Here is a 23,267-nt window from a genome sequence, read left to right as displayed (position 1 = left end):
CGAATGCCGCATTCCGGCGCGGCGGAGGAGGTTGGCCATGGCCATTTCGATCTCACTGGTGCTGCTTCTGCTGATCCTCGCGGTGATCTTCCTCCGCAACGGGGGGCTGAAAGTCTCGCACGCGCTGGTCTGCGCCCTGCTCGGGTTCTTCCTCGCGGGCACGAGCATGGCGCCGACCATCCAGGACGGCCTGACGGCCACGGCCGACGTCGTCAGCAGCCTGGGCCCCTGACGCCCACGGTCCTTCGGCGACCCCGTCGCGTCGGCCGCGCCGGCCGGTCGCGCGGCGCGCCGGGCGCTCACCCGGCGGCGCGCACCCGCGGGGAGCGCAGCCATGCGACGAGCAGACGGTTGACCTCCGCGGCACGCTCCTGCTGGAGCCAGTGGCCGCAGTCCGGCAGGATGTGGGAGGAGACCAGGCCGGGGAGCGTGGTGGGGAAGTCGGCGATCGCCTCGGCCGACCAGCCGGTCGACGGGTCGAGTTCACCGCCGATGAAGAGGGACGGCGGAGTGAGCGGCGCCCCGTCCAGGCCGGCGAGGTCCTCCCAGTCCCGGTCGACGTTGCGGTACCGGTTCAGCGCACCCGTCAGCCCGGTCCGCTCGAACTCCGCCGCGTAGAAGTCCAGATCGGCCTCGCTCAGCCAGGAGGGGAGCGCCCCGGCGGGGAACCGGTCACGCATCCGCGCCCCCGGCGGCACGAGGAAGGGACTGTCCGCCCCGTCCGGCGGCATCGTGTCGGCGGAGAGCGCGGCGTAGAACCCGGCCAGCCATCCGCGCACGTCGGGCTCGATCTCCGCCTCCGCCCGTCCCGGTGTTTGGAAGTAGCCGACGTAGAACTCGTCGGCGCCGCCGACGCGGGCGAACACCTCGGTCGGCCGGGGGCCGCTCCTCGGGGCGTACGGGACGCCGAGCAGCCCCACGGAGGTGAACACGTCGGGCCTCAGCAGCGCGCTGCCGGACGCGATGACCGCCCCCCAGTCGTGCCCCACGATCGTCGCGGTCCGCGCACCGAGCGCCCGTACCACCCCGACGTTGTCGGAGACGTGCGCGGGCATCCGGTACGCCTCCACCTCCCCGGGGCCGGACGAACGGCCGTACCCGCGCACGTCGATCGCGACCGCGCGGAAACCCGCCGCGGCGAGTGCCGGAAGCTGATGGCGCCACGAGTACCAGGACTCGGGAAAGCCGTGCACCAGCAGAACCAGGGGGCCGCTGCCCTGTTCCACCAGATGGATGCGGCCTCCGGGCACCTCCACCAAGCGGTGGACGGCGGCCGACGGAGCGGGGAAGGACAGGTGGGTGGACGGCATGGTTCTCTCCTCGCGGGCGTGGGCGGCGGCGGTCCGGCCGTGGGCGCCGGGCACCCGCCCGGGAGCGCCGGTGCCGGCACCGCCGATGCCGCGATCATTCGGCCGTGCCCGCCGCGGCCACAAGGAACCTTGCCGTTGCGGCAAACGCCGGTACGGGGCGCGGTGTCCCGGCGCGCCGCGCGCTCACGGACCGACGAGCCGGGAACGGATCAGGAACCGCACCCCCTCCGGAGCCTCCAGCGAGAATCCGCTGCCCCGTCCCTCCACCACGTCGACGATCAGCCGGGTGTGCGCCCACACCTCGAACTGACTCCGCGAGATCCAGAACGGGATGCTCTCCGGCACCCCGTCGACGCGGAGGGAGGCCAGCAGTACGTCGGAGCCACCCGTACGGAACTCGCCGTCCCGGTAGCACATGGGCGCGCTGCCGTCGCAGCAGCCGCCCGACTGATGGAACATCAACGGGCCGTGGGCCGCGCGCAGCCGTCGCAGCAGCTCGGCCGCCGCGGGGGTGAGCTCCACGGCCGCCACCCCGGCGGCGCTCACCGCGGCGTCCCGGCGCCGGGAAACGCCGGTGCGCGCCGGGACGGCGGCAGGCTCCTCGCCGTGTCCCGCCGGCTCGTACCGATCCGGTCCATGTCGTGCCGGTCCATGTGCGTGTCCCTCCACCTCTGTGCGGGAAACGGGGCGCGGGCGCGACGGCCGTGCGTCTCCCGGCCCGTCCCCGCCCACGCGGCACGGTCCCGGGCCGACCCCGGTGCCACCGTACTTCAGGACCGGGCCGGGGCCGAGGCCCATGCGACGGTCCCGGCCCCGGCCCGGGAAGACCGTCCGCGCGACCGAACGGGCCACCCGCGCGGACCGGTGCCGCACACGGCGTGGCGCGCGGCGTCGGCAGAACCGAACCGGCCATTTCGATTTGCCCGCCGCGCCCCGCCCGCCCCCGACCGCCCGGGGGACGGCCGTCGGCGCGGGGGACCGGACCGGCCGGAAACAGGGCGCCGACGGCGCGTCAAGCGCGGTTCTCGCCAACAGCGGTGGGCCCCCCGCGGAACGGCATGGTGACAGCGGGGCGGGCACGCTTAGTGTCTGAGTTCGCACAGCGAAGGCATCCCGGCCGGACCACCGGAAGGGCCGACGACCCATCGCACGGGGGGAAGCAGTGACGCCTGTCCAACCCGTCCTCGCGCGGGCCATCCATCGCACTCCCTTACTCCTCCTGGACGTCGCCCACCGGGGCCGGGTTCGGCGTCTGGGACTGAAGCTGGAGGAACACGGCCCCACCGGATCGGTCAAGGACCGCAGCGCCGTCGCCCTCCTGCGGGCGCTGCACGACGAACGGCCGCTCGCCCCCGGCACGGTGGTGGTGGAATCCACCTCCGGCAATCTCGGTCTCGCCCTGGCCCGGCTGCTGCCGGCCATCGACTGCGTGTTCCTGGCCGTGGTCGACCTGAAGACCCCGCACACCACCCTCCGCACGCTCACCGAGCGCGGCGCCCGCACGATCGTCGTCGACGAACCGGACGGCCAGGGCGGATACCTGCTGACCCGGCTGCGCACGGTCCGCGAACTGTGCGCGCGCAACCCCGCGTACCGCTGGCCCAACCAGTACGAGAACCCCGCCGCGCCCGACATCCACCGCCGCACCACCGGCCCCGAGATCACCGAGCAGGCCGGCCCCCACCTCGGCGCGGTCTACATACCGGTCTCCACCGGCGGCACCCTCGCCGGGATCGGCGCCCACCTGCGGCAACGCCGCCCGGACGTCGCCGTCGTCGCCGTGGACGTCACCGGCTCCACGGCCGTCTCGGGCGGCACCGGGCGACGCCTGATCCCCGGCATAGGAGCCAGCCGGCCCTCCGCGCTGCTGAAGGGTCCGGGCAGCTACGACCGCGCCGTACGCGTGGACGACATCGAGGCGATCGCCGTCTGCCGCATCCTCGCCGAGGACACGGGCCTCGTGCTCGGCGGCTCCAGCGGTTGCGCCGTGCGCGCGCTGCTCAGCGACCAGGACGACGGCCACGCGGACGGCCGGATCGCGGTCTGCCTGGCCGCCGACGGCGGCGAGAAGTACCGCGACACCCTTTACTCCGAGGACTGGGCGGGCGAGCGGGGCATCGTGAAGGAGATCGCCGCGGCCATGGAACGGCTGCGCCGCGAGGGCCTCTTCTTCGACAGGAAGCACCAGGAGCACTGACCATGGGCACGAGCACCACCACTCCCGCCCCGCAGGCGCAGGACTCCGGCTACCGGCAGTTCCTGCCGCTGGTCCAGGGCGCCACGCTGATCGAGTGGACCGGTACGGGACTGTTCCTCGCGGTCTCCACCATCTACTTCGTCAAGGTCGCCCGTCTCAGCACCTCCTCCGTCGGCGCCGGGCTGACGATCGGCGGCGCCGTCGCCGTCGCCGCCGCCGTCCCCATCGCGCGGCTGGCCGGGCGATGGGGACCGAAGCCGGTGCTGATCGGGGTGATGCTGCTGCGCGCCCTGGCCACGATCGGCTACCTGTGGGTGGACGGCTGGTGGAGCTTCCTCGTCGTGGTCGCCCTCGTCGCCGTCACCGAGCAGTCCTCGCCCCCGCTCGTGCAGTCCTACGTCGGCTCCCGGGCCCCCGAGAGCCTGCGCGCCAAGGTGATGGCCGTGCAGCGCACCGTCGTCAACCTCGGCATCAGCCTGGGCGGACTGATCGCCGGGGCCGCGCTCGGCTCCGGCGCGCCGGGCGCGTTCCGGCCGTTGCTGATCGGCGGCGCGGTCGCCTACGTCGTGGTCGCCGGGGTGTACGCCACCGCTCGGGCGGAGGAGACCGCGGCCACCGCCGACAGCGCCCGGGTCGCCCCGCTCCTCAAGGACCGCGCGCTGCTCGGGTTCACCGCCTACAACGCGCTGGTGTCGCTGTGGATGCCGGTCCTCAACGTGGCGTTCCCGCTGTGGCTCGTCACCGAGACCGACGTACCGGAGCGCTATGTCGGCATCCTGTACGCCGTCAACACCGTGCTGTGCATCGTCCTCCAGTACCCGCTCAACCGCTGCTACGGCACCACCCGCCGGGCGTGGTACTCGTACGCGGCTGCGGCCCTGCTGCTCGCCCTCGGCGCCCTGGCCTTCGCCGCCGCGCCCGGTTTCGGCCGCAACCCGGCCCTGCTGGTGCTCGGCGGCGCGGTCGTCCTGCTCACCTTCGCCGAACTGCTCCAGGTCGGTGCCTCGTGGACGCTGTCCTTCGAGCTGGCACCGCAGGGGGCGCGCAGCGCCTATCTGGTGCTGTTCAACACCAGCCGCACCGTCGCCAACCGGGTCGCCGGTCCGGTGCTCATGACCGGCGTCGTCCTCGCCCTCGGCACGGCCGGCTGGATCGCGCTCGCCTGCGTGCTGCTGCTCGGCGCGCTCGTCCCCTTCGCGGTGCTGCGCGGCCCGCGCGCCACCGCCGGCTGAACCACCCCCGCACGCCTTTCCCCGTCAGTATCGGACCTCACGCCAAGGAGCCCCGCCCGCCATGGACTTCGAGCACTATCCCGACAGCCGTTTCCGCTATCTGACCCGTGCGGACGTCATCGAGGCCGCCCGCGGCGTCGACATCGTGACGGCGGTGGCCGAGGCGCTCACCCTGCACTCCGCCGGACAGTCGGTCCTGCCCGAGGAGGCGTACCTCGGCTGGACCACCCCGGAGGGAGACCAGGCCCGGCTGCTGGCCATGCCCGGCGCGCTCGTCCAGGACGGCCGGCCACCGGTCATCGGCATGAAGACCATCAACGCCTCGATCGGCAACCCCGGCCGCGGCATACCGCGCTCCCAGGGCTTCACACTGCTCCTGGACCCGGAGACCGCCCGCCCCCGCGCACTCATGGAGGCCGCGTACATCAGTGCGATGCGCACCGCGGCGGTCACCGCCCTCGCCGTCCGCCATCTGGCGGTGCCGGAGCCGCGCTCACTGGCGCTGATCGGCTGCGGGGCGCTCGCCCAGGCACACGTGGCGCTGCTGCTGGAGACCGTGCCCACCCTGCGCCGGATCGCCCTGTACGACCTGGCGCCCGAGCGTGCGAAGGCCGTCGCCGTGTACATCGCCTCGCTCCCCGGGGCCGCGGGCATCGAGACCGTGCTCGCCGAGGACCCGCGCGAGGCCGTGCGGGACGCCGAACTCGTCGTGCCCGTCACCACGGTGACCGAGGGCTACATCGAGCCCGACTGGCTGAGGCCGGGAGCCCTGGTGTGCCACGTGTCGCTCGACGACCTCACCGAGGCGGCCGTGCTCGCCGCCGGCACCGTGATCGTCGACGACTGGAGCCTGGTACGCGACGACCCGCGCCGGCTGCTGGGACGCATGCACCGGGCCGGCACCCTGCTCGGCCCCGACGGCACCCCGCGCGAGGGCGTCACCGCGCGCCCCGGCGCCCGCCGTGTCGACGGCACCCTCGGCGACGTGCTGACCGGCCGTCACCCGGGCCGCCGCGACCCGGAGGAGACCGTGATCAGCAACCCGTTCGGCATGTCGATCCTCGACGTGGCCGTCGCCGACAGCGTCCTCGCCCGTGCCGAAGCCGTCGGCGTGGGCGCCCGGCTCACACTCTGAAGGGGATCCGCATGACGATCGACCGGAACGTCCAGGAGATCAACCGCACCATGTGGTCGTACGGCGAGTACCGGCACGTCGCCGACCTGCTGCGGCCCGGGGCCGAAGAACTCGTGGACCGGCTCGCCCCCGCACCGGGCACCCGCCACCTCGACGTCGCCACCGGCAACGGGAACGTCGCCCTGCTGACCGCCCTGCGCGGCTGCGCCGTCACCGGCCTCGACCTCACCGACGAGTTCTTCCCCGACGCCCGCGCACGGTTCGCGCAGGCCGGTGTCGAGGTGGAGCTGCACCGCGGCGACGCCCAGGAACTCCCCTTCCCCGACGCCTCGTTCGACCTGGTCACCTCCACCTACGGGATCCAGTTCGCGCCCGACCACGCCGCCTCGTCGGGCGAGATGGCCCGGGTGCTGCGGCCCGGCGGCCGGATCGGCATGTGCAACTGGACGGCACGCAGCTGGACCGCCCATTTCCAGGAGATCCTCTCCGCCTACTTCCCCTCGCCCAACGGGCACCAGGGACAGCCCATGCTGTGGGGCTCCCCGGACTACCTCGCCGAACTGCTCGGCCCCGGGTTCACCGTCACCGCCGAACGCCGGGAACTCTTCTACCCGTTCGCCACCGCCGAGGACCTGGTCGCCTTCTTCGAGAACTGCTTCGGCCCCTGCATCGCGGCCAGGAACACCATCTCGCCGCCCTCGCGCTGGAAGGAACTGCGGGCGGAGATGGCCGAGATGACCGAGGACTTCCACACCACCGACGCACGGGGCACGGGCGTCCCCGTCGAATACCTGCTCGTCGTCGCGGAGAAGAAGGGGGCCAGGTGACCGGCATACCCGGGCACTACCCGGCGCTCCCGCTGGCCGAAGGGGCCAGGGACGCCGCCGTCGCCGCCGCGCTCACCCGGAGCGAACCCTACGAACTCGGCGAAGGAGTCCACGCGTACGTCGAGCGGCACGCGCGGGCGCACCCGGACCGCACGGCCGTCGAGGACGGCGACACCACCCTCGGCTACGCCGCACTCGCGGACCGCGCCCGCCGCATGGCCGGGCACCTGGCCGCCACCGGGGTCTCGGCGGGCCGGATCGTCGCGGTCGGCGGCCGGCGCGGCGGCGACGTCGTCACCGCCCTCCTGGCGCTGGAACTGCTGGGAGCCGTCTACCTGCCCCTCGACGCGAGCTGGCCCGCCGGCCGCGTCGAGTTCCTCCTCACCGACAGCGGCGCCGTCCTCCTGCTCACCACCGGCGGACCCGAGCACCACGGTGAACTGGTCAAGGGGGCACGCGCCGCGGGCGTCCCCACCACGACACCCCGACTGGCGGACACCCCCCACACCCGGACCGCCCCGCCCGCCCCGGACGAGGTGCGCTACGTCCTCTACACCTCCGGCTCGACCGGCCGCCCCAAGGCCGCCGTCGTCGAGCACCGGGGCATGCTCAACCACCTCTGGGCCAAGGCCGACGACCTCGCCCTCACCGCCGACGACCGGCTCGCCCAGACCGCGCCGCTGGCCTTCGACATCTCCGTCTGGCAGATGCTCGCCCCGTTCCTCGTCGGCGGCCGGGTCCAGGTGCTCGACGACGAGCGGGCCCAGGACGGCGCCCTGCTGCTGGCGGAGGTGCGGCGGCGCGGAACCACCGTCCTGGAGACCGTGCCCACCCTGATCCGCTTCCTGCTCGACGCCCACGACACCGAGGGAGTCCGGCCCGGGGCACTGCGCTGGATGATCGCCACCGGCGAGGAACTGCCGCCCGCCCTCGCCGCGCGCTGGCACGACACCATGCCCGGCATCCGGCTCCTCAACGCCTACGGCCCCACCGAGTGCTCCGACGACGTCACCCACGCCGTACTCGGCAGGCCCGCCGCCGACACCCGCCACCTGCCGATCGGCTCGCCCGTCGGGAACGCCGCCCTGTACGTGCTGCGCCCCGAGAACGGGCTGTGGCACGCGTGCGCGCACGGCGAGACGGGAGAACTCTTCGTCGGCGGCCCCGTCGTCGGCCGGGGCTACCTCGGCGACCCGGAGCGCACCGCCCGCGCCTTCTTCACCGACCCCTTCGGCGACGGCGACGGGCGCCTCTACCGCACCGGGGACGCGGTGCGCGTGCTGCCCGACGGCCAACTGGAGTACCTGGGCCGGGTCGACCGCCAGGTCAAGCTCGGCGGCGTGCGCATGGAACTCGCGGAGATCGAGGCCGTGCTCGGCGGCCACCCCTCGGTCGCCGCCTGCGCCGTCACCGTCCACACCCCGGACGACGACGGCGCCCTGGTGGCCCGCGAGAGCGCCCACACCCCGGCGGCCGGCCGAACGCCCCGCCTCGTCGCCTACCTCACCACCACCGGGGACGAGGCACCCGAAGCGGCACTCCGCGCCCACCTGGCCGAACGGCTCCCCGCACCGATGGTGCCGCACACCTTCGTCGCCCTGCCACGCATCCCGCTCACCCGCAACGGGAAGACCGACTACAAGGCGCTCCCGGCACCCCCGAGCCGCAGCCGCCCCGACGACCGCCCCTACACCCCGCCGCGCGACGCGACGGAGACCGCGATCGCGGCGCTCGTCGCGGAAGTCCTCGGCACCGGGCGGGTCGGCCGCGACGACTCGTTCCTGGCGCTGGGCGGCGACTCGCTCCAGGCCATGCGTCTGGTCGCGGCACTGCGCCGGACGGGATCCGCGGCGGCCCTGCGCGACGTGCTGCGCGACGGCAGCCCCGCCGCGCTCGCCGCGCTCGCCGGGCCCGGCGAGCGCCACGAGCCGGCGGAGGACCCCCGCGCACGGACGGCGGACCCGCACGTCCCCCGCACCCGCGCGCTCACCCCGCAGCAGGCGGGGGTCTACTTCCACTGGCGGCTCGACCCCCTCAGCCCCTACTACAGCTACCAGGGCTCGCTGGAACTGGACGGCTCCCTGGACGTGCCCCGGCTGGCCGGGGCCTGGCGGCAACTGCTCGCCGAGAACCCCCAGCTCCTCGCCCGGTTCGCGGAGACCGACGAGCCCGGCACACAGGAAGTGGTGCAGCACTACCCGCACTGGGACGTGCCCCTGCCCGGCCGGGTGCGCGAGACCACCGAGGAGGGGTTCCGGGCGACGGCGTCGCGGGAGGCGGCCAGACCCTTCGACCTCCTGACCGAACCGGCCCTGCGCGCCGAGCTGTTCCGGCTGCCCGGCGGACAGCACCGGCTGCTCGTCACCATGCACGAACTGCTCCTCGACGGCTGGGGCGCCACCGTACTGTTCCAACGCCTCGCCGAACTCTACGAACGACGCCCCGCCGCACCCGACCCGGAACGCGCCGCCCGCTACGACCACTACCTCGACCACCTGGAGGCCCGGCTGGCCACCGAGGAGGTCGCCGAGGCGGGCGAGTACTGGCAGCGCCGGCTCGCGGGCGAACTCCCCGCACTCCAGATCGCGCAGAAGCCGCGCCCCGCCGCGCCCACCTACCGGGGCGGCATCACCGAGGCGGTGCTCGACGAGGACCTGACGCGGCGGCTGCGGGACACCGCGCTGTCCGCCTCCGCCACCGCCTTCGTGCCGCTGCTCGCCGCGTACGCGCTGGCCCTCAGCTACTACTCCGACGCCGACGAGGTGATCGTCGGCGCGCCGATGGCGGGCCGGGAACGGCCGGAGGCCGCCGAGGTCCCGGCGTTCACCCTCGCCATGCTGCCGCTGCGGCTGCCCGTCGACCCGTCCGCCACCCTCGCCGACTTCACCGCCCGGGTCGCGGAGACGGTCTACGACGCGTACGCCGCCGCCGAGTACCCGTTCTCCTGGACCCTGCGACGGCTGCCCGCGGCCTCCCGCAGCTCCGCGGCGACACCGGTCTTCCAGACGATGCTGAACATGTTGCCGTACCCGGCCCGCGCCACTACCGCCGCGGGCGTCGGCTTCCGCTTCGTCGAACTGGACACCGGATTCACCAAGTACGACTGCGCCCTCTACGTCCAGCCGCACGGCCCCGAGCGGCTGCTGCTCCAGTACGCCCACCAGCAGGACCTGCTCGACGCGCCGGCCGCCCGCAACGTACTGGAGTCCACCCTGATCGCGCTGCGCGCCCTGACCGATCCCGGGCGCGCGCGGCACACCACCATCCGCTCCCTCGACCTGCTGCCCGGAGGCGACCACCGATGACCTCGCCGACCCTGCTGGAACGCTTCGCCGAGCAGGTGGCGGCCCGCCCCCGGGCCGTAGCCCTGCGCCACAGCGGCACCACCCTCACCTACCATGAACTCGACGACTGGAGCGGCAGGCTGGCCGCCCGGCTCGCCGCCAGGGGCACCGGCCCCGGCAGCCTGGTGGCCCTCGCCGCGCAGCGCGGCCCCGCCGCCGTCGCCGGCGTCCTCGCCGTGCTCAAGACCGGTGCCGCCTACCTCGGACTGGACCCCGCGATCCCCGTGCGACGCCAGCGCCGCATGGTGGAGGAGACCGGACCGCACTGCGTGCTGGCCGAACCCGGGCTCGACCAGTTCCCCACCCTGGACGCCCCGCGCGTCACGCTCGCCCCCCTCACCGACGGCCCGCTGCACCAGGCGCCCGAGGAGGAGCCCGACGACGACGCCCTCTTCCACATCGTCTACACCTCCGGCACCACCGGGAACCCCAAGGGCGTGCGCGTCAGCAGGCGTTCGGTGCGCGGCCGGCTGGAGTGGATGTGGCAGGACCATCCGTTCCCCGGGAACGCGGTGCTGGCCGTCCAGAAGTCCCTCGCCCTCGTCGCCTCGCCCTGGGAAATCCTGGGCGGACTGCTCCGGGGCATCCCGTCCGTCGTGCTCGGCACCGACGAACTCCTCGACCCGGTCCTGTTCGCCGCAACCGTCCACCGGGAGCGGATCACCCACCTCTTCCTGACCCCGCACCTGATCGCGGGCCTGCTGGAGGAGAGCGCGAAACAGCCCGACGGCCACCAGCCCGTCCTGGTCACCAGCGGCGCCGACACGCTGCCCGTCGACACCGTCCTGCGGCTGCGCGAGGTCTGGCCGGACGCCACCCTGCTCAACCTGTACGGCATGACGGAGACGGCCTCCAACGTCGCCGCGTACGACACCGCGGCGCTGCCCGCGGACGCCGAACGCGTCCCCGTCGGCACCCCCGTGGCGGGGGCCTCGCTCTCCGTCCGCGACCGGCTCGGCCGACGCCTGCCGCCCGGCACGACCGGCGAGGTATGGGTCTGCGGACCGCCGCTCGCCCTCGGCTATCTCGGCGGCGACGGCGAGGACCGCTTCCTCACGGACGACGACGGCGTGCGGCACTACCGGACCGGCGACCGGGGCCGGCTGCTCCCGGACGGCGCGCTGGAGATCACCGGCCGCACCGACAACCAGATCAAGATCCGCGGCTACCGTGTCGAACTGGAGGAGATCGAGGCCACCCTCCGCAAGGCACCGGGCGTCACCGACGCCGGGGCCTACGCCGAGACCGAGGACGGCGAGGCACGCGTCGTCGCCTGCTGCACGGCCGACGAGGAGATCGCCCCCGCCGCCCTGCGGGGATACCTGCGCGACCGGCTGCCCGACTACATGCTCCCCGCCCGCGTCCAGCAGGTCCCGGCGCTCCCCGTGAGCACCAACGGCAAGCTCGACCGCACCGCCCTGCGCGCCCTCGTGAACGGCATCGGACGGGAACGTACGACCGGCTTCACCCCGTCCGACGCCACCGAGGCCGCCGTCGCCGCCCTGTGGGAGGAACTGCTCGGCGCACCGCCCGCCTCGGCCGACCAGAACTTCTTCGACGCGGGCGGCCATTCCCTGCTCGCCGTACGGCTCGCCAACCGGCTGGTGGCGACGGCCGGCCGGCGCGTACCCCTGCGCCGCATCCTCGGCGCACCCACCGTCACCGCCATCGCCGCGCTGTGCCGCGAGACCCCGCAGGAGGACCAGGCATGAGCACCCCCTGGCTCGGCATAGCGGAGAACGAACCGGAGGGCGGGGGCACGACCGGCACGCTCGTGGTCTGCTTCGCCCCCACCGGCGCCCACGGCTCGACCTTCGCGGGCTGGCGCGGCCGGCTCCCCGCGGACACCGCGCTCGCGCTGGTCACACCGCCGGGACGGGGCACCCGCATCGACGAGGAACCGGTCGTCGACATGGCCGTCTACGCGGACGCCGTGGCGGCCGAGGTGCGCGCGGCGCGCGGCGGGCGGCGTCTGGTGCTGATCGGCGTCAGCCTCGGCGCGCTGCTGGCGTACGAGACGTGCGGCCGGCTGCTCGCCGCCGGGGTGCCGGTCGCACGGCTGTGTGCGGTGGCCGGACAGTGCCCCGGAGACTTCCACGGCGACGGCGACGAGGTCACCGTCGAGGACGCGCGCGCCTTCGTCGCCGGGACCGGGCTGACCGATCCCGAACTCCTGGCCGACCCCGAGTTCGAGGAGGTGCTGCTGCCTCCCGTCATCGCCGACCTGCGGCTGTGCGGACGCTACGACGGCGGCCGGACCCCCGTGCCCGACGTCGAACTGTGCGCCGTGTGGGCCACCGACGACCCGCACGTGCCCGAGGTGACGGTGCGCCGCTGGGCCGACTGGACCCGGGGCACGTGCACCTTCCGGTCCGTCGAGGGCGGGCACTACGCCCACCAGGAGAACCCGGACGCGGTCATCTCCGCCTGCCTGGACGGCCTCGTCGGCACCCGCCCGTCCCGCCGGTCCGTCCTCGGAGCCGGTGCGACGGCCGTCGCGGGCACACTGCTGGGCCTGGGCGCGGCCACCGCCGCCGCGCCCCGCGCCTCGGCCGCCGCGCGCACCACGGGCGCGGCGGCCTTCGACGGCGACCCCACCGACCCCGTGGAGCTCGCCGTCGCCATGATCCGCCAGGACACCAGCAACCCCGGCGACGGAGCGCTCACCGAGCCGTACGCCCGGATGCTCCAGGACATCTTCCGGGCCGCCGGGATCGCCACCGAGATCGTGCCCACCCCCAAGGACGGCAACGTCCACTTCTTCGCACGTGTCCCGGGCAGCGGGACGGCCCGGAAGAAGCCACTGGTCCTGCTCGGCCACTCCGACGTCGTGCCCGCCATCGGCGACGCCTGGACCACGGACCCGTTCGCCGGCGAGATCAAGGACGGCAAGCTCTACGGCCGCGGCGCGCTCGACATGAAGGGCGTCAACGCCGCCTTCGTCGCCGCCCTGCTGCGGCACGTCCGCGAGGGCGCGACCTTCGACCGCGACATCGTGTTCTGGTCCGACTGCGACGAGGAACAAGGACCCTACGGGGTGCGCTGGTTCCTCACCGAGCACCCCGGCAGGGTCGAGGCGGGCGCGGTCATCACCGAGGGCGGCTGGGTCCTCGACCAGCGCGACGGCACCACACCCATGATCGCCTCCCTCACCTGCAACGACAAACGGTCCCTGCTGCTGCGGCTGGAGACCTCCTCGTACGCCACCCACACGTCCAAGCCGTTCACCGGGCAGGCCGTGATCCGGCTGGGGGAGGTGCTGGAGCAACTGGGGGACTGGCGGGCCCACATCCGCCCCAACGCGCTGTCCCTGCGCTACTTCGCCGAACTCGCCGAGGCCACCACGGACCGACAGCTCGCCGCGGCCGTCCGGCAGATGCTCGCCGCCCGCGGCGAACAGGAGCGGGACCGGGCCGGTGAGGCGGTGATCCGGCTCAGCGGGACACCGGAACTGCACAACGCGATGCTGCGGACCACCCTCGCCTTCACCGCGGCCCGGTCCGGCTACTACCCGAGCATCGTGCCCGGCACGGCGACCGCGGAGTTCCGCGCCGCCTTCCTGCCCGGCGCCGACGACCCCGGCCGTATCGTCGCCGAACTGCGCTCCCTGATCGGCAACCGGGCGACACTGACCGTCGTAGGGAACCCCGGCGAGAGCGAGCAGCAGGCACTGGACCGGCTGCGCGGCTATCTCGCCACGCCCGACTCCACGCACGACACGGACGTCTTCCGTGCCTGGCAGGCGGCCGTGCGCCGCACGCACCCCGGAGCGAGGGCCACCGCCTGCCAGTTCGAGGCGGTCACCAGCGCCGTCCCGTTCCGGGAGCAGAACATCCCCGTCTACGGCATGTATCCGTTCACGGTGGGCCGGGACATGCTCAAACGCATGCACGGAACCGACGAGCACATCGGTGTCGAGGCCCTGCGGCGGGGCACCGACACCGTCTACCACCTGCTCGCCGGACTGCGCACCGGTACCTGACCCCCCGAGCACACCGTACGGGCGTGTCCCCGGCCACGCCCGTACGTCCGGTACGCCGCACCGGCTGTCCGGCGGGAGGGCCGGGTCAGGGCACCCGGACCCAGTCGAGGGAGCGTTCGACCGCCCGTTTCCAGTCCTCGTACCGTTCGGAGCGCCGTTCGTCGTCCCACTGCGGTTGCCAGCGCCTCGACTCCTGCCAGTGCTCCCGCAACTCTCCCTCGTCCTGCCAGAAACCGGTGGCCAGGCCCGCCGCGTACGCCGCTCCCAGTGCGGTCGTCTCGGAGACGACCGGGCGGCTGACGGGGACACCGAGCACATCCGCCTGGATCTGCATGCACAGGTCGTTGGCCGTGACCCCGCCGTCGACCTTCAGCACGCCGAGATGGACCCCGGAGTCCCGTTCCATCGCCTCGACCACGTCACGGCTCTGATAGCAGATGGACTCCAACGTGGCCCGTGCCAGATGGGCCTTGGTGTGGTAGCGGGCGAGCCCGACGATTGCGCCCCGCGCGTCCGAGCGCCAGTACGGGGCGAAGAGTCCCGAGAACGCCGGCACGAAGTACACGCCGCCGCTGTCCTCGACGGTCCGGGCGAGCCATTCGCTCTCCGCCGCCTCGCCGATGATCCTCATCTGGTCCCGCAGCCACTGCACGGCGGAGCCGGTGACCGCGATGGAGCCCTCCAGGGCGTAGACCGCCGGAGCCCGCCCGAATCGGTACGCGACGGTGGTGAGCAGTCCGTGCTGCGACCGGACCGGTTGCGTGCCGGTGTTGAGCACGAGGAAGTTGCCGGTGCCGTACGTGTTCTTCGCCTCGCCCGGCTCGAAGCACACCTGTCCTACCGTGGCCGCCTGCTGGTCCCCCAGCACCCCGGTGACCGGGACGGCGGCCAGCAGCGGGCGCGACGTGCAGGTGCGGCCGTACGCCTCCGGGTCGGAGGACGGGTGGACGGGCGGCAGCATCGCCCGGGGGATGCCGAAGATGTCCAGCAGCTCGTCGTCCCAGTCGAGCGTCTCCAGGTTCATCAGCATCGTCCGGCTCGCGTTGGTCACGTCGGTGGCGTGCACTCCGCCCTCGGGGCCGCCGGTGAGGTTCCACAGCACCCAGGCGTCCGTGTTCCCGAACACCGCGTGTCCCCGTTCCGCGGCCTCGCGGACCCCGTCGACGTGGTCGAGGATCCACTTGATCTTCCCGCCGGAGAAGTACGTGGCCGGGGGAAGCCCCGACTTGCGCCGGATGACGTCGCCGAGGCCCTCGTCCTCCAGCGCCCGGGCGATGGAGTCGGTGCGGGTGTCCTGCCACACGATGGCGTTGCAGTACGGGCGGCCGTTGCGGGGATCCCAGACCACGGTGGTCTCGCGCTGGTTGGTGATGCCGATGGCGTCCAGGTCCGAGGCGTTCATCCCTCCGGTGCGCAGCGCGTTCTGCATCACGGAGCTGGTGCGCTCCCAGATCTCGACCGGGTCGTGCTCCACCCAGCCGGGGCGGGGCAGGATCTGCTCGTGCTCCAACTGGTGCTTGGCCACTTCGTTCCCATCGTGATCGAAGATCATGAAGCGGCTGCTGGTGGTGCCCTGGTCCAGTGCCCCGATGAAGTCCGCCATGGCGTGCTGCCTCTCCTGGGTCCGCGTCCGGTGCCGGATCCGCCGTCATCTCTCCGGCGGCGTCGGGATGCTGCCCTCCGGCTCCGGTTCCGCGGCGGGGATGAATCGGCCGACGAGGTACTTGTAGAGAAAGGCGCCGACCGGGCCGCCCACGAGCGGGCCCACGACCGGCACCCAGAAGTAGAGGTTCCCGTACTGGTCCCGCCACGCCTCCCCATAACCCGTCAGAAAACTCGCCAGTCTGGGCCCGAGGTCACGGGCGGGATTGATCGCGTATCCGGCATTGGTGCCGAATGCCATGCCGATGGCCACCACGACGAGCCCAACGATGAACGGACTGAGATTGGCGCCCGGTGGCGTATTGAGCAGATCCGTGACCGCGAAGATCAGCAGGACCAGAATGGCGGTTCCGATGATCTGGTCCCGCAGCGCTCCCCATTCGGTGACGGGGAGTGCGGCATTGCCGTTGGCAGGCAGGGTCGAGAAGACGAATTGCGTTTTGATGGTGTGTCCGGGATCCGCTCTCGCCAGTGCCTCGGTGTAATTCCAGCGCACCACCAGTGCGGCGACGAAGGCGCCCGCCAGTTGTGCGAGGGAATAGGGTGCGACCTTCCTCCAGGGGAAATCCTTGAACGCCGCGAGCGAGAGCGTCACGGCCGGATTGAGGTGAGCACCGCTCAGTCGGCCCGCCACATAGATGCCCAGGGTGACCCCGAGCCCCCAGGCCCAGGCGATGCTGTCGTGGTTCCCGAGTCCGCCCGGCGGGTCGGTGAGCGCGCCGCCGGCCGCGACCTGGGCCACCACCCCACAGCCGAAGAGAATGAGAATCAGCGTTCCGGCGAATTCCGCCGCGAGTTCCCCGCCGAGTCCCGACAACCCGCGCCGTTCCATGGGGATCTCGCTTCCTGTCGGGTCACGGCCGTTGGCGGCATCGATCCAGATCTGAGCGTAGGTGTGCGGGTCCGCTTCCGCACGCGGTGCTGCGGCGGTGGTGTGAGGGCGGTCCTCGGCCCGTCCCGCCGGGGTCCGGACGGCCTCTCGGTGCCGGGGTGTCACGCAGCCCGGGACGCAGGCCTTCCACGGTGGCGAGGGCCTGCAAGGCGGTCGCCACGTCCGCGGCCCCCGTACCTGTCCGGCGTCCAGGCGCGTTTCGAAACACGCCCCAGGCATGGGAGCGGGGTCCGCTCCATGCGCTGACGTACGCCGCGGGCGGCTGGGAGCCCGGGCGGAAGGGGGGAAAGGGTCCTGGGGACCGGACGCCGGACGTGGACGTCTCGACGGTGGTCGCCGTTCTCGGGTCGGCGGCGATCGGGCAGGTGTTGGACGGCACCCCGCTGATCGTCGTCCTCGCGACGTCCGGCGCCCCGGAAGCACCGGCCACCGCGCGGACCGCCAGCGGTGCGCGGTCCGCGTGATCTCGGGCCCGCGACGGCGACGAGGCCGGGCGAGGGCGGACACCGAGGAGGTGGTGCCCGCCGAGCGGCTGAGGGCCGGGGACATGACCCTGGCCTCGCCGCGGCGGCCGAGCGCCCCGGCGGCCACCCCCGACGCGGGCCGTCGCCGTCGACAGCCCCGGCCGGGCGCGCACCGGCCGGACCCGTCGCACGGCCGGGGGAGGACGGCCGCACCGCCGTGCTGGTCGCCCGCGACGGCGCCCCGGCCGGCGTCCTCGGTGTGGCCGACCAGCCACGCGGCGACGCCCGGGTCCGCAGGCCCGGCTTACGGGGGCGTTCAGCTGCGCCGTGCCGAAGACGCACGCGACCGGCTCCCACGTCCACACGACAGGACAGAAGAGATGTCCCTTTTGTCTCTATTTGAAGTGAATTGCAAATTTAGACGGTAAAGCCGCTTTTGATAATTGTTGTTCTGTTTGAGGGGTAGGCGGAACGCCCCTTTTGTCGCTTCGTGGTGTGAGTCACGTAAAGACTCTCCGGACGGCCGGTCCGCGATTCGGCTCCCCTTGTCGCGCAAGGCGAGTCGAGTTCGATCTGTGAGGTGGATTACTGCGAATTCCATGAATTGATCATGCGAATCAATTGTGATCGAAAAATTCGGGCTTGTTCCGCTCCGCTTTTCTCGCCTACGGTCACCGTCAATCCGGACGGAACGCCGAATCCTGCCGCCGTCCGAGAAACCGACCCACTTGTCCACGGCAGGAGCGGGGGAACCAGGTAAGCCGCCGGTCCGGTATCCGGAACGGCTCGGGGTGAAGTCGCATTCCGTGCGGCCAGACATCTCCAGTCTGAACCCGACAGCTCACCTCGCAGGCGACGGAGAGGAATTCACCATGACCGCAACGGGTACGTACCGTCGCCGCTCGTCCACCTTCCGGACCCGTGGCCTCATCGCCGCGGCCACGGGCGGAGTCGCCCTGGTGCTTCCGCTGATCGGAGCGGGTTTCGCCTCGGCCGCCCCGGCCCAGGCCGCCACCACCGAAAGGGCCGCTGCTTCGGTCGCCGTCACCGGAAGCGTTTCCCCGCAGAAGGCTGCGACCGTCACGCATTCCGTGATCTCCGGGGACACCCTTTCCAAGATCGCGCAGAGCTATTCCGTCGAAGGCGGCTGGCAGAAGCTGTACGAGGGCAACCGGGAGATCATCGGGAGCAACCCCTCCCTCATCCGCCCGGGCATGAAGCTGACCGTCGGTGCCGAGTCCGAGGCCGCCACCGGTGCCTCCGGCGCCTCGTCCGCGACCGTCACCGCCGCGCCGGTCTCCTACGCGGACAACCTGGACGGCTGGATCAGGGAATCGCTGGCCATCATGGCCCGGCACGGCATCCCCGGCAGCTACGACGGCATCCACCGCAACGTCATGCGTGAGTCCTCCGGCAACCCGCGGGCCATCAACAACTGGGACTCGAACGCCGTCGCCGGAACGCCGTCCAAGGGCCTGCTCCAGGTCATCGACCCGACGTTCCGCGCCTACCACGTGCCCGGCACGCCGTTCGACAGCTACGACCCGGTCGCCAACATCACGGCCGCGTGCAACTACGCCGCCGACAAGTACGGCTCCATCGACAACGTCTTCGGCGCCTACTGACCCATGCCGGCCCGGCCCCGTGCCGGTTTGGACGCGACGGGATGCGCCCCTCGGGAAGCCGCACGGCTTCCCCAGGGGCGCATCCCGTCGCGTCGTACCGGGGCCCCGTCGCTTCCCCGCCCCGCCCGCCGGCGGGGCGCACCTCGCCCGTGGTCACTCCAGGGCGCTGCCCGTCGACCGTTGCGGCCGCCGCAGCGGCGGTGTGGGAACCGTCGCCGCCGCGCCCTCCCGGACGGAGTGCACCGCCGCGTCGTGAAGACGCCTGCTGTCCTCCTCGGAGCAGCAGGGCACGGGGCTGCCCGACATGGTGAACCAGTCGATCGCACCCGTGTACTGCACGGTCACCTGAGCCGTGTCGTCGGCCCAGGTCGTGTGAACGGTCAGGTCCCCGGTCAGGACGCCGACCTCGTCCGTGAGCACGCCTCCGCGCCCCGAGAACACACCACGAGTGGTCCATGACGCCCAAGCCATGTACCCAGGCTGACACCGGGTGCGCGGATCCGCGACCCGCGGGAGCGCGCCGCTCGGCGCCCCGGGGTGCCGGAGCCCGTTCCGGAATGCGGAACGGGCGAAACTTTCCCTACGGTCCGGCTGCGGTTCCCGTACCGGCCAATCGCCCGCGAATTGACGCACTTTTCACGCCAAACCGTTGGATCCTCGCTCCGAAACAACGAATTCCGTAGGTAAACAGCTCTTGACCTGCGGAACTCGTCGGGATTGCATGTCGCGCTGGGAGCGACGAAACCACTCATCACGTCCTCGTCTGGAGGCGATACCGCTCCCGTGCTCAAACACCGCACCTGTTGATCGGAAACGCACGATGACCGAAACGCTCAGCGCTCCCCAGGCGCTCGCGCCGGCTACCGGCCCCATCCCGCAGAAGCTCAAGCGTTCCATCGGCGTCGTCGGCGGGACACTGCTGACGCTGTCCTGCGTGACGCCCGCCTCGACACTCTTCGTGGTCGTACCGGACCTGTTCTCCAGCCTCGGCACGTACACCGCCCTCACCATCGCCATCGGCTCGCTGCTCTGCATCGCGGTCGCCTTCTGCTACTCGGAGCTGGGCACCCTGATCCCGAGCGCGGGAGGCGAGTACGCGATGGTGTCGACCATGGCGGGGCGGCTGGCCGGCTGGCTCGTCTTCGTGCTGTCCCTGCTGGTCGTGATGATCGTGCCTCCCGTCATCGCCATGGGAACGGCCGACTACCTCGCCCCCGTCGTGCACATCCCCGCCCCGGTCGCGGGCGCCGGTGTCATGCTGCTCGCCACCCTCGCCGGTCTGCTGGATCTGCGGGCCAACGCCTGGATCACCGGGATCTTCCTCGTCCTCGAGGTGATCGCCGCGGCCGTCGTCGCCGTACTCGGATTCGCGCACTCCGAGCGCGGGGCGTCCGCCCTCGTGCACGGCCAAGTCGCCTCGTCGGACGGCACGACCTCCACGGTCACCGCGATGATGGTGGTCTCGGGGCTCGCGATCGCACTCTTCATCACGCAGGGCTTCTCCACCGCCGTCTACCTCTCCGAGGAACTGGAGAACCCCCGCCGCAACGTGGCCCGCACCGTGCTCGCCACCCTCGCCATCTCCTCGGCGGTCATCCTCGTCCCCGTCATCGCCATCACGCTGGGCGCCCCGGACCTCGCGGCGCTCACCTCGGGCGACCTCAACACGATGGTCGCCGCCTGGTCCAACTCGGCCGTCGGCACGTTCGTCAGCCTCTGCGTGGCCCTCGCCATCATCAACGCGGGCATCGTGATGGTCATCCAGAACTCACGGGTCCTGTTCGCCTCCGCCCGGGACAAGGCATGGCCCCAGCCGGTCAACAACGCGCTGTCCCGGCTCGGCCGGTTCGGCTCCCCGTGGGTGGCGACCTTGCTCGTCGGCGTCCCCGGCGCGGCACTCTGCTTCGTCAACCTGGACACGCTGTACGGCGTCACCGGCGTCTCCGTCACGGGCATGTACCTGCTGGTCGCCGTGGCCGCCCTGCTCTGCCGCCGCGGCGCGCACCGCGATGTCCAGGCCTGGCGCATGCCGCTGTGGCCGGCGATCCCTGCGCTGCTCATCGTCGTGCTCGCGTACATCCTGACCCAGCAGGAGACCGAGTACCTGCTGTGGACCGGCGGGATCATCGCGGTCGCCACCCTCTACTGGGCCTTGTACCTGCGGCCCCGCGCGCAGACCCGCTGGCTGGTCAGCATCCCGGAGGACACCCACGTCTGACCGGCCCGCCGCCCTGCGGCCGGACCGCCCCGAGCGGCCCGGCCGCAGGGCGCGGACGGCCCGCACCGCCGCGCGACGAGAAACGGCCGCCGCCCCGGACGGATGTCCCGGCGGCAGCCGCGTCGTGTCCGGAAGCGGTGGACGTCCCCGGGTGCCGCGCACCATGATGGGCGGCCGGACACGGGCCACGGACCGGGCTTCCCGGTGCCCGGCCCGTCCCTGAACCCGCCGCCCATGAGCCGTCCATGAAAGGTCGCGCAGTGCCGTTCGTCCTCGTGCTGCTGCTCGCCGGCACCTGGCTGCTCTCCGGCGCCCTGGTCGCCGGGACCGACCCGCTGATCGTCGCCGTGGGACGCACCGCGGTGTGCTGCGCGGCGCTCACCGCCGTCGCCGCCTTCCGTCCGGCAGGCAGGGACGCCCTGCGCCGGGCCGCGGCGGCACCGGGCACCGTATGGCTGCTGGGCCTGCTCGGATTCGCCGGATACGCGGCCGGCACCCTGCTCGCCATCCCGCGCATCGGCACCTCGCTCACCAACCTCGTCGTCGCGCTGATGCCCTGCGCCTCGGTCGCGGTGGGCACGGTGTTCTTCGGCGAACGGCCCGGGGCGCGCGGTGCGGCCGGGGCGGTCCTGGCGTGCGCGGCGGCGGCCGGGTACGCGGCACTCGGCGCGGACGCGGGGGACCTGGACGGGCCGGGCCTGCTGCTGGTGGGCGCCGCGACCACGGCCTTCGCGGTCTACGGCTTCCTGTACCGGCGACGGCTGCCGGGACTGCCGCCGCTCGCCGTGCTTCCGGTACTGCTCGCCGCCGCCACGTGTCTGCTGCTGCCGATGTCCCTGCCCGCGCTGATCGGCCGCCCGCCGACGATCACGGCGACCGTCGGCATCGTGCTGCTTGGCGCGGCCGTCTACGCCCCCGCCTACGTCGTGCAGCACGGGCTCATCCTGCGGCGCGGGCCCGTCTTCACGGCCGCGGTCCAATTGGCCGTGCCGTTCACCGTGCGACTGGGCGACTGGGCGCTGCGCACCGCGCCCGCGCCGTCGGCCGCCGAACTGCTGCTCCTCGCCGTGTGCTGCGCGGGTATCGCCCTCGTCACCGTCCGGCCGGCCGGACGGGCAGCCGCGGCCGAACGACCGCCCGGCCGCCTTTCCGGCACCTGACGTACGGGTCCGCCTCCGGCGGGCGCGTACCCCGCGCCGGGGCCGGAGCGGCGCCCCGCGCACCGGCCCGTGCGTGACGAGGTGCGGGCCGGTGCGTGTGTGCGGCCGTGGTCGGGCTCAGAAGTTCACGTCCGAGCAGGCGTAGAAGGCGTTGCCGGTGTCGGCGATCGTCCAGACACCGAGGATGAGGTGCTTGCCCGACTTCTGCGGCAGAACCCCGGAGTGGCTCACCGTGGAGCCCGGCAGACGGCCGCCGAAGGGCACCGTCAGGAAGGGCTGCGGGTCCAGGTCGGCCCGGGTGAGGGGCTTGGTGGGGTCGTAGCCGTCCTTGGTGATGTAGTAACGGAAGTCGGTCGTGGCGTGTCGGGCCGTGATCCGCCAGCGGAAGGTGTACTCCTGCCCGCCGGTGACCTCGGTCGCGGGCCAGTTGCCGCCGCGCGGGTCGTCGAGTTCGGAGAAGCGGCCGATGCCGCCGGCGCAGATCGTGCCGTCGACCGGACCCCGGGCGGGGAAGCCCTTCGGTCCCTCGACGCTCGGCGGCTCCCACTGGATCTGGCCGCAGTTGCGCACGGTGCCGTTGCCGCAGAGCTGCTGACGGCTGATGGGGGCGTCGGTGTAACCGTGGCTCTGGGCGGTGCCGGTGGTGGCGACGAGAGAGGCTCCGGCGACACCGAGCCCGAGCAGTAACGAGGTGATCCTTCTGCGCATGCTTCGCTCCTGAGGAGGTGGGGGACGCTGCGAGACGGGTGGTGGAGGACAGATCTCCTCCACCGAGGCCGCGACCGGGACATGACCACGAGGGGTGCTAGTGCCGCTCCCGGCAACGTTTGCCCCGTCGCGCCGCCCGGCACGCACGCTCGCGGCGTTGGCCAAAAGCCCACGTAGACCCTTCCCCGAGCTCTCGACTTCGTTCGAGCAGGGGAGACCCCATTCGAGGGCTTCCGGCCGCCTTGCGATCGCACGCACCGGACGACGCTCCTTCCGGGCGAACCTTGCCGGTCACGGCACTAGGTCTAGACCAAGTTCGAGACTAGCCAGAGAGATTGGTCATGTCCATACCAGATGTCTCGTCGTGGTGAAGCGGCGGGCCGCACCCGAACCCGGCGTGAGGGCACGGTGGGTGAGACACCGACGGATCCCCGCAGATCCGGCCTCGTCCGCACCCGGAGGTAGTCGTCGTGCCCGCTGCGGCGCGGGGACCGGGGACGGGAGGGCGACG

Annotated in this window: 17 protein-coding genes, 1 pseudogene and 1 riboswitch; of the genes and pseudogenes, 12 read left to right on the top strand and 6 right to left on the bottom strand. The window is 72.7% G+C overall.

What is annotated here, in order from left to right; all coding sequences use genetic code 11:
- The first annotated feature begins 37 nt into the window (after window positions 1–37).
- Window positions 38–232 (top strand): hypothetical protein, encoded by a 195-nt coding sequence (locus AB0E67_RS22325; protein ID WP_073784343.1) that lies wholly within the window; start codon window positions 38–40, stop codon window positions 230–232.
- Window positions 233–299: 67 nt separating this feature from the next.
- Here the strand turns inward: AB0E67_RS22325 and AB0E67_RS22320 are convergent, their stop codons facing one another.
- Both AB0E67_RS22320 and AB0E67_RS22315 read right to left on the bottom strand, forming a co-directional pair.
- Complete coding sequence (locus AB0E67_RS22320) at window positions 300–1,310, bottom strand: alpha/beta hydrolase (protein WP_362029516.1); 1,011 nt, start codon at window positions 1,308–1,310, stop codon at window positions 300–302.
- A 183-nt stretch (window positions 1,311–1,493) separates the two neighbouring features.
- Window positions 1,494–1,856, bottom strand: a complete 363-nt coding sequence (locus tag AB0E67_RS22315; protein ID WP_362029513.1) for a DUF779 domain-containing protein — start codon at window positions 1,854–1,856, stop codon at window positions 1,494–1,496.
- A 616-nt stretch (window positions 1,857–2,472) separates the two neighbouring features.
- Here AB0E67_RS22315 and AB0E67_RS22310 point away from each other — a divergent pair.
- The 7 genes from AB0E67_RS22310 (at window position 2,473) to AB0E67_RS22280 (ending at window position 14,027) form a co-directional block, all read left to right on the top strand.
- Window positions 2,473–3,507 (top strand): pyridoxal-phosphate dependent enzyme, encoded by a 1,035-nt coding sequence (locus AB0E67_RS22310; RefSeq protein WP_362029510.1) that lies wholly within the window; start codon window positions 2,473–2,475, stop codon window positions 3,505–3,507.
- A 2-nt stretch (window positions 3,508–3,509) separates the two neighbouring features.
- Window positions 3,510–4,739 (top strand): MFS transporter, encoded by a 1,230-nt coding sequence (locus AB0E67_RS22305; protein ID WP_362029507.1) that lies wholly within the window; start codon window positions 3,510–3,512, stop codon window positions 4,737–4,739.
- A 61-nt stretch (window positions 4,740–4,800) separates the two neighbouring features.
- The gene (locus tag AB0E67_RS22300) at window positions 4,801–5,874 is read left to right on the top strand and encodes an ornithine cyclodeaminase family protein (protein ID WP_362029504.1); all 1,074 of its coding nucleotides are present in this window, start codon (window positions 4,801–4,803) and stop codon (window positions 5,872–5,874) included.
- An 11-nt stretch (window positions 5,875–5,885) separates the two neighbouring features.
- Complete coding sequence (locus AB0E67_RS22295; protein WP_362029501.1) at window positions 5,886–6,701, top strand: methyltransferase domain-containing protein; 816 nt, start codon at window positions 5,886–5,888, stop codon at window positions 6,699–6,701.
- On the top strand, window positions 6,698–10,006 hold the full coding sequence (locus AB0E67_RS22290) for an amino acid adenylation domain-containing protein (protein WP_362029498.1): 3,309 nt from the start codon (window positions 6,698–6,700) through the stop codon (window positions 10,004–10,006). The genes AB0E67_RS22295 and AB0E67_RS22290 overlap by 4 nt, the downstream gene beginning before the upstream one ends.
- A complete protein-coding gene (locus AB0E67_RS22285) occupies window positions 10,003–11,757 on the top strand; it encodes a non-ribosomal peptide synthetase (protein ID WP_362029495.1) in 1,755 nt (584 codons plus the stop codon). The genes AB0E67_RS22290 and AB0E67_RS22285 overlap by 4 nt, the downstream gene beginning before the upstream one ends.
- Window positions 11,754–14,027, top strand: a complete 2,274-nt coding sequence (locus AB0E67_RS22280; protein WP_362029492.1) for a M20/M25/M40 family metallo-hydrolase — start codon at window positions 11,754–11,756, stop codon at window positions 14,025–14,027. Before AB0E67_RS22285 ends, AB0E67_RS22280 begins: the two co-directional genes overlap by 4 nt.
- Before the next feature lie 85 nt (window positions 14,028–14,112).
- Here the strand turns inward: AB0E67_RS22280 and glpK are convergent, their stop codons facing one another.
- Both glpK and AB0E67_RS22270 read right to left on the bottom strand, forming a co-directional pair.
- Window positions 14,113–15,630, bottom strand: a complete 1,518-nt coding sequence (glpK, locus tag AB0E67_RS22275; RefSeq protein ID WP_362029490.1) for a glycerol kinase GlpK — start codon at window positions 15,628–15,630, stop codon at window positions 14,113–14,115.
- Window positions 15,631–15,675: 45 nt separating this feature from the next.
- Window positions 15,676–16,521 carry an MIP/aquaporin family protein gene (locus AB0E67_RS22270; protein WP_362029487.1) on the bottom strand — a complete coding sequence of 282 codons (846 nt, stop codon included), beginning with the start codon at window positions 16,519–16,521 and terminating at the stop codon, window positions 15,676–15,678.
- A gap of 275 nt (window positions 16,522–16,796) precedes the next feature.
- On the opposite strand from AB0E67_RS22270, the pseudogene AB0E67_RS22265 reads away from it, so the two are divergent.
- Both AB0E67_RS22265 and AB0E67_RS22260 read left to right on the top strand, forming a co-directional pair.
- Window positions 16,797–17,104 (top strand): annotated as a pseudogene (locus AB0E67_RS22265) (heavy metal translocating P-type ATPase); the annotation flags it as partial.
- A gap of 623 nt (window positions 17,105–17,727) precedes the next feature.
- Window positions 17,728–17,913, top strand: a riboswitch (cyclic di-AMP (ydaO/yuaA leader).
- Between the two features lie 4 nt (window positions 17,914–17,917).
- Entirely contained in the window at window positions 17,918–18,670 is a 753-nt protein-coding gene (locus tag AB0E67_RS22260) for a LysM peptidoglycan-binding domain-containing protein (protein WP_362029484.1), read from the top strand.
- 153 nt (window positions 18,671–18,823) lie between these two features.
- Here AB0E67_RS22260 and AB0E67_RS22255 read toward each other — a convergent pair whose 3' ends face one another.
- Entirely contained in the window at window positions 18,824–19,141 is a 318-nt protein-coding gene (locus AB0E67_RS22255) for a hypothetical protein (protein ID WP_362029481.1), read from the bottom strand.
- 349 nt (window positions 19,142–19,490) lie between these two features.
- Between AB0E67_RS22255 and AB0E67_RS22250 the strand changes: the two genes are divergently transcribed.
- Window positions 19,491–20,888, top strand: coding sequence for an APC family permease (locus AB0E67_RS22250; RefSeq protein ID WP_362029478.1), 1,398 nt, complete (start codon window positions 19,491–19,493; stop codon window positions 20,886–20,888).
- Between the two features lie 245 nt (window positions 20,889–21,133).
- Entirely contained in the window at window positions 21,134–22,048 is a 915-nt protein-coding gene (locus AB0E67_RS22245) for a DMT family transporter (protein ID WP_362029475.1), read from the top strand.
- A gap of 117 nt (window positions 22,049–22,165) precedes the next feature.
- Here the strand turns inward: AB0E67_RS22245 and AB0E67_RS22240 are convergent, their stop codons facing one another.
- Window positions 22,166–22,756 (bottom strand): lytic polysaccharide monooxygenase auxiliary activity family 9 protein, encoded by a 591-nt coding sequence (locus tag AB0E67_RS22240; RefSeq protein ID WP_360113107.1) that lies wholly within the window; start codon window positions 22,754–22,756, stop codon window positions 22,166–22,168.
- Window positions 22,757–23,267 lie beyond the last annotated feature (511 nt).

It is taken from the genome of Streptomyces sp. NPDC032161 (assembly GCF_040636995.1).
GTDB lineage: Bacteria > Actinomycetota > Actinomycetes > Streptomycetales > Streptomycetaceae > Streptomyces.
This window is presented reverse-complemented; position numbering and strand designations above follow the sequence as displayed.

Coding starts and splice junctions, on each gene's coding strand:
- AB0E67_RS22260 (WP_362029484.1), top strand. CDS start 17,918: ATGACCGCAACGGGTACGTACCGTCGCCGCTCGTCCACCTTCCGGACC.
- AB0E67_RS22300 (WP_362029504.1), top strand. CDS start 4,801: ATGGACTTCGAGCACTATCCCGACAGCCGTTTCCGCTATCTGACCCGT.
- AB0E67_RS22305 (WP_362029507.1), top strand. CDS start 3,510: ATGGGCACGAGCACCACCACTCCCGCCCCGCAGGCGCAGGACTCCGGC.
- AB0E67_RS22295 (WP_362029501.1), top strand. CDS start 5,886: ATGACGATCGACCGGAACGTCCAGGAGATCAACCGCACCATGTGGTCG.
- AB0E67_RS22270 (WP_362029487.1), bottom strand. CDS start 16,521: ATGGAACGGCGCGGGTTGTCGGGACTCGGCGGGGAACTCGCGGCGGAA.
- AB0E67_RS22285 (WP_362029495.1), top strand. CDS start 10,003: ATGACCTCGCCGACCCTGCTGGAACGCTTCGCCGAGCAGGTGGCGGCC.
- AB0E67_RS22240 (WP_360113107.1), bottom strand. CDS start 22,756: ATGCGCAGAAGGATCACCTCGTTACTGCTCGGGCTCGGTGTCGCCGGA.
- glpK (WP_362029490.1), bottom strand. CDS start 15,630: ATGGCGGACTTCATCGGGGCACTGGACCAGGGCACCACCAGCAGCCGC.
- AB0E67_RS22250 (WP_362029478.1), top strand. CDS start 19,491: ATGACCGAAACGCTCAGCGCTCCCCAGGCGCTCGCGCCGGCTACCGGC.
- AB0E67_RS22245 (WP_362029475.1), top strand. CDS start 21,134: ATGAAAGGTCGCGCAGTGCCGTTCGTCCTCGTGCTGCTGCTCGCCGGC.
- AB0E67_RS22255 (WP_362029481.1), bottom strand. CDS start 19,141: ATGGCTTGGGCGTCATGGACCACTCGTGGTGTGTTCTCGGGGCGCGGA.
- AB0E67_RS22280 (WP_362029492.1), top strand. CDS start 11,754: ATGAGCACCCCCTGGCTCGGCATAGCGGAGAACGAACCGGAGGGCGGG.
- AB0E67_RS22325 (WP_073784343.1), top strand. CDS start 38: ATGGCCATTTCGATCTCACTGGTGCTGCTTCTGCTGATCCTCGCGGTG.
- AB0E67_RS22320 (WP_362029516.1), bottom strand. CDS start 1,310: ATGCCGTCCACCCACCTGTCCTTCCCCGCTCCGTCGGCCGCCGTCCAC.